5 protein-coding genes are annotated in these 5,058 nt (G+C 64.9%); 1 reads left to right on the forward strand and 4 read right to left on the reverse strand.

The window, feature by feature from the left end; all coding sequences use genetic code 11:
- Positions 1 to 60: 60 nt before the first annotated feature.
- On the reverse strand, positions 61 to 1,569 hold the full coding sequence (locus tag IRZ12_RS15370) for an MDR family MFS transporter (protein ID WP_296470198.1): 1,509 nt from the start codon (positions 1,567 to 1,569) through the stop codon (positions 61 to 63).
- A 150-nt stretch (positions 1,570 to 1,719) separates the two neighbouring features.
- On the opposite strand from IRZ12_RS15370, the gene IRZ12_RS15375 reads away from it, so the two are divergent.
- Entirely contained in the window at positions 1,720 to 2,508 is a 789-nt protein-coding gene (locus IRZ12_RS15375; protein ID WP_296470201.1) for an EcsC family protein, read from the forward strand.
- Here IRZ12_RS15375 and IRZ12_RS15380 read toward each other — a convergent pair.
- The 3 genes from IRZ12_RS15380 to IRZ12_RS15390 all read right to left on the reverse strand — a co-directional run.
- Complete coding sequence (locus tag IRZ12_RS15380) at positions 2,505 to 3,281, reverse strand: phosphatase PAP2 family protein (protein WP_296470204.1); 777 nt, start codon at positions 3,279 to 3,281, stop codon at positions 2,505 to 2,507. The genes IRZ12_RS15375 and IRZ12_RS15380 overlap by 4 nt on opposite strands.
- A gap of 15 nt (positions 3,282 to 3,296) precedes the next feature.
- On the reverse strand, positions 3,297 to 4,103 hold the full coding sequence (locus tag IRZ12_RS15385) for a metallophosphoesterase (RefSeq protein WP_296470207.1): 807 nt from the start codon (positions 4,101 to 4,103) through the stop codon (positions 3,297 to 3,299).
- Positions 4,100 to 5,058 (reverse strand): diacylglycerol kinase family protein (locus IRZ12_RS15390; protein ID WP_296470210.1); only part of this gene is annotated, 959 nt, incomplete at its 5' end. The genes IRZ12_RS15390 and IRZ12_RS15385, both read right to left, overlap by 4 nt.

Below are 5,058 nucleotides of genomic sequence, written 5' to 3' on the forward strand. Positions count from 1 at the left end.
CTCTTTCCGCCCGCACCGAACCCGTAAACACCAGTGGTGGCTCAGATTTCAAATGCGCGCCTACGCGCTTTGTGGCTCAAAATTACTTTGCATTTGACAGCCTGCAACCAAGGCTTCGCGGACGTGCTCGAGCAGCTCGCTTGCCTGGCTGCCGTGTTGGGAGAGCTGGGCGGCGAGCGTTTGCTGCGCTTCGGGGTCTACCAGCACTTGCGGATTGCGCAGTTGCGGCAGCCATTGCAGGGCGTTTTCCGATCGCAGCACGTCCGTCACGCGCCACAGATAGCTGTGCGATACGATGGTGCCCACAATGGCCGTTCCCAGCATCCCTCCCACCATGCGCGTCGATTGCAGGGTGGCGGTGGCAATGCCCAGCAGCGTGCGGTCGGCGGAATGCTGCGCGAATATCGTGAGGTTGGGCATGGTAAAGCCTATGCCTACGCCTGCGAGGAACATGTAAAAGCCGAACAGGACGTGCGGGGTGTCGTGGTGGGTCGTCACGATGCCCAGGCACGCTGCCGTGAGGGTTCCGAAGCCCGCGTACAGCATGCGGTTGGGCTTGTCGATATGGCTGATGATGCGGCCGTTCAGAATGCTGCCCACCGTAATGCAGGCTGCCATGGGCGTAATGAGCAGGCCTGCTTCCTGGGGGGACAGGCCGAAGCCGCCTTGCAGCAGCAACGGCGCGTAGAACATCAGCGCGAAGATGATGAAGCCGACCAGCATCGCCAGCACGAAGAGCACGGCCAGCGCCGGATTGCGGATCATGTCGATGGGCAGCAATGGCTGAGGGCAACGCCCTTCCCACACGTAGAGGCCGGCGAATGCGGCGATGCTGCCGGCACCGAGCAGCAGGACGGTGACGGGCGAGCCCCCTTTGGGCAGCAATTCCACGACCATCTGCAGGCACCCGAGCGCAAGCGCGATCAACAGCGCGCCCTGCCAATCGAGTTGGATCTTCTCTGCCGAGTAGTGGCGGATGCGTGGCAGAAAGCGAGCCACGAAGAAAATGCCGAGCACCCCTACCGGCAGGTTGACGAAGAACACTGAGCGCCATCCGTACTGCTCGGTCATGATCCCGCCCAGCGACGGGCCGACGGCGTTGGCGATCCCGAATGCCGAACTGACGATGACCTGCCAGCGAAGCCGTACTCGGGGCTCGGGGAAGAGATCGGGGATGCAGGCGAATGCGCATCCGATCAGCATGCCGCCGCCTATGCCTTGTAATCCGCGGGCCAGCACCAGCCACAGCATGCTCGAAGCCGCACCGCAGAGCAGCGATGCCACGGTGAAAACGAAGATGGCCGCGATGACGAACGGCTTGCGGCCGTAATAGTCCCCCAGCCTGCCGAAGATGGGGATCGTGATGACAGAGGGCAGTAGATAGGCCGTGGCGACCCAGGCATAGAGATCGAAGCCATCCAGTTCGGCCACGATGGTGGGTAGCGCCGTTCCCACTACGGTTTGGTCAATGGCGACCATCGTCATGACGAAGCACATGCCAAGGACCGCCATCAGCGATTGCCGGAACGGCAGGACCTGGCCTTCGGAATGCTGTGGGAGCGTCGACATGAGGAGGGGGAATCATTGACCGGTCAATGATTGTAGCGCCCCCTGACGCATTGGGGAACCGCTTTAGCCTTCCGGGCCGGCTAGGTGGTTTTTGTTTAACATGGGCTCGCGGACGTTCGCTTTTCGTCGGCCCACGATTCGGGAATCGCCATGCAGCTATCTGATTCTGACTTGCAAGACTTGGCCCGTGCCAAACGTTTGCTCGAACACCCGGGGCTCGCGGCCCGCATTGCGGCGCTCGCAGGCAAGCCCATCGAGCGAACGATCGCCGCATTGCCCGGCAAGGTCTCGTCCGTGATCGACGAGATCAGCCGGCGCGCGATCGGCAAGGCGCTAGACATGGCGTTGCTGACGATGGATGCAGGCAAACCAGGCCCGGCGTCCGATTGGTGGCACAAGTTTGCCGTCGGCGCGTCCGGCGCCGCGGGCGGCGCTCTTGGCATGGCGGGATTGGCAGTGGAGTTGCCGATTTCGACCACCATCATGCTGCGGTCCATTGCCGACATCGCACGCAGCCAGGGAGAAGACCTGACGCGTCCGGAAGCGCGGTTGGAATGCCTGCACGTGCTGGCGCTCGGCGGGTCGTCGCAAGACGATGACGCGACCGACGCCGGCTATTTCGCTTCGCGCGCGGCCCTGGCCCAGGCGATTGCCTCGGCAAGCCAGTATCTCGCCCAGCATGGCGCTGCCAAGGGCAGCGCGCCCGTGCTGGTGAAACTCATTTCCGAGATCGCTTCCCGTTTCTCCATTGCCGTTTCAGAGAAGGCGTTGGCCCAGGCCGTTCCGGTGATCGGGGCCTTGGGCGGCGGCGCGATCAATGCGCTGTTCATCGATCATTTCCAGGACATGGGGCGCGGGCATTTCACCGTACGACGGCTGGAGCGCAAATACGGGCGGGAAGCCGTCGAAGATGCCTATCGCGGCTTGGCCCGCCGCTAGCGGGAATGCGTTGCCGACCTGCTCGGCGGCATCGCGAGGACGCGTTCCCGGAGCGCGATGCATAGCGTGATCCATGCCCCGGTGACGGCGAAGGCCGCCAGGACGTCGCTCAGGAAATGCACCTGGAGCATCACGCGGCTATAGCCAATGCTGGCGATCAACGCCGTAGCGGCCACGGCAACCGATCGCCGCCACGGGCCCGGCAACGCATCAGCCACCAAATAGGCAGATAGGCCATAGACGGCCATGGCTCCCGTGGCATGGCCGCTTGGAAAGCTCCATCCCAGCTCTTGCGCGAACCCGTGCAGGTGTTCCGGGCGGACCCGCTGGAAAATCCCTTTGAGCAAGACGTTCAGGCCGGCCGCTCCCAAGGTGCCGGATAGCCATAAGGAGGCGTCGACCCAGCGCCGTCGCCACAACAGGCCGGTCAACACGAAGGCGCCCAGGACCAGGAGAAAATCGCGATCCCCCGCCACCGTCAAGGTGGCGAGCGCGCGCAGCCAGGAGGCAGATGCGTGGTTGGAGAGCGTCTCGGCCAGTGTATTGTCCAGGGCGACGAGTCGCGATTCGGTGACGACGAGGGTCGCGATGATGCCGAATAGCACGATGCCGGTCGCTGCAAGCCCCGCCAGGCGCCGTCCGCGGCGGGCCGGATCGGCAGTGCGCTCGTCGAGCAGGCGGCCGACGGACCAGCCGAGCGCGCAGGCGCCGGCCAGCCATGCGAGAAAGGCAATGCCCGCGTACTTTCCGGCGATCCATTCCAGAGTCGTCATTGGGTGATCAAACCATCAATCCCGCGCGAGTGCCAATCGTGCTTCCGCCGTAGGTTCGAAACGGGCCCGCCGGGCGATGAAATCCCAGCGCTCGACTAGGCAGCTTGCGGGCCGGGCCGCGCCAGGCTGCCAGTGCAGCAGATTCACCGAGTTCGGCAGGCCGCCCCGCCTGCGGACCGATATGGCGGTGCCCGCCTGCACTGCCCAGGCGGTGGGCGCGTCCCGGTCGGTGGGCAGGGCGGCGACATAGGGCAAATGGATGTGTCCGCCCAGGATGAGATCCGCGCCGGCCTGGGTCCACGCCCGGACGGCGTATTCGTGTCCGCGGGCCAAGTTGGCGTTGTCTCGCTCCTCCTTGGCGACGACCGGATGATGCATCAATATGATCCTGATTTGTTCAGGCCGTGCACCCGACAGCCATTCCGACACACGCCTGACCTGCCGTTCCGACACCGTTCCGTGCTTGTGCCGGTAGGCGCGGGTGGAGTCGACCCCTATCGCGAGGACGGTATCGGATGCGTGAACGGGTTCGCGATTGCTGCCGAACGCCCGCCGATACGGGCCGTAGGGGTCGAGCACCCGTACCGCGAGGTTGAACAGGGGAATGTCGTGGTTGCCGGGTACCGCAAGTACCGGTGCGCCCAGGGCGTCCGCGAAGCGGCGCGCGCGGTCGAACTGTGACCCGCGCGCCCGCTGCGTGATGTCGCCGCCAAGCAGAACCACTTCGGGCCGGGCCGTCCGGGCGAGGGCCAGCAGCGCCTCAGCGACGCTTTGCTGTTCGGTGCCGAAATGGGTATCGCTGACATGCAGGATGACGGTCATTTGCGGTCTGCGGGATCGACGTGGCGTGGCACCAGCAGAGGCAGCGGGTGCTTGCTGATCTCAAAGACCAATGGTGCGTCCAGGAGAGAGACTTCGCCGTCCATGGCGACTTTGTAGCGCCCGCCTCGGCTCCGGCGAGGCTGGACGATCAGGCGGTGGAACCCGAAGCTGATGACGTTTTCGGCTTCGCCCAGGCGGCTCAGGGCGCCGAGTAGGATCATCCAATATAAGGCCAGGGTGCCGACGGGCTTGGGGCTCATTGCGACCAATTCGCCCCGTTTCAGCGTATCCACCTCGTCGAAGCCCAATTGTTCCAATTGCAAGGCGTTATTCCCGACCACCAGCGTCGGGGTGCGAAGGCGGTGCGTCGCACCATCCCGTACCAGTTCCAGGTGCAGCTGGCGAGGCTGTTGGAGCAGGGTGATCAAGCCCGAAAACAGCGCCACGGCGCGGCTGCGGCCATAACGCTGCTTGTAGGCCTCCCGGTCTTCCAACAGCTGCGGGTAAAGGCCCAGGCTTGCATTGACCAAGAAGGCGCGGCCATTGAGCAGGCCCACCTGCACGGGCTCGATCCGCGCATCGAGCAGCGCCGTGGCGGCCCGCGCGGTATCTGCTGGAATGCCGTAGGTCCGGCCGAAGTAGTTGAACGTGCCCTGCGGGAGAATGGCGAAAGGCAAGCCGGCGCCGAGCACGGCTTGGGTGACCGCGTTGAGCGTGCCGTCGCCACCCGCCGCAGCCACGATCCCGCCGTGTTCGCGAGCCTTGCCCACCGCCCATTCAGCTGCGCCGGGGAGTTCGCCTGGGTCGCTGACCGTGCGGATCTCGTAGCGGCGTCCCGCCTTGCCCCAAACCTCATCGATGGCGGCGCGCTTGTCGTCCGCGCTGTCGCGCCCAGAGCCGGCATTCAGCACGACGAAAAACGGCGCTGTGCCGGCGAGCCGGGTGGGGGCGGTGG

The sequence above is a fragment of the Pigmentiphaga sp. genome, assembly GCF_019689535.1.
GTDB lineage: Bacteria > Pseudomonadota > Gammaproteobacteria > Burkholderiales > Burkholderiaceae_B > Pigmentiphaga.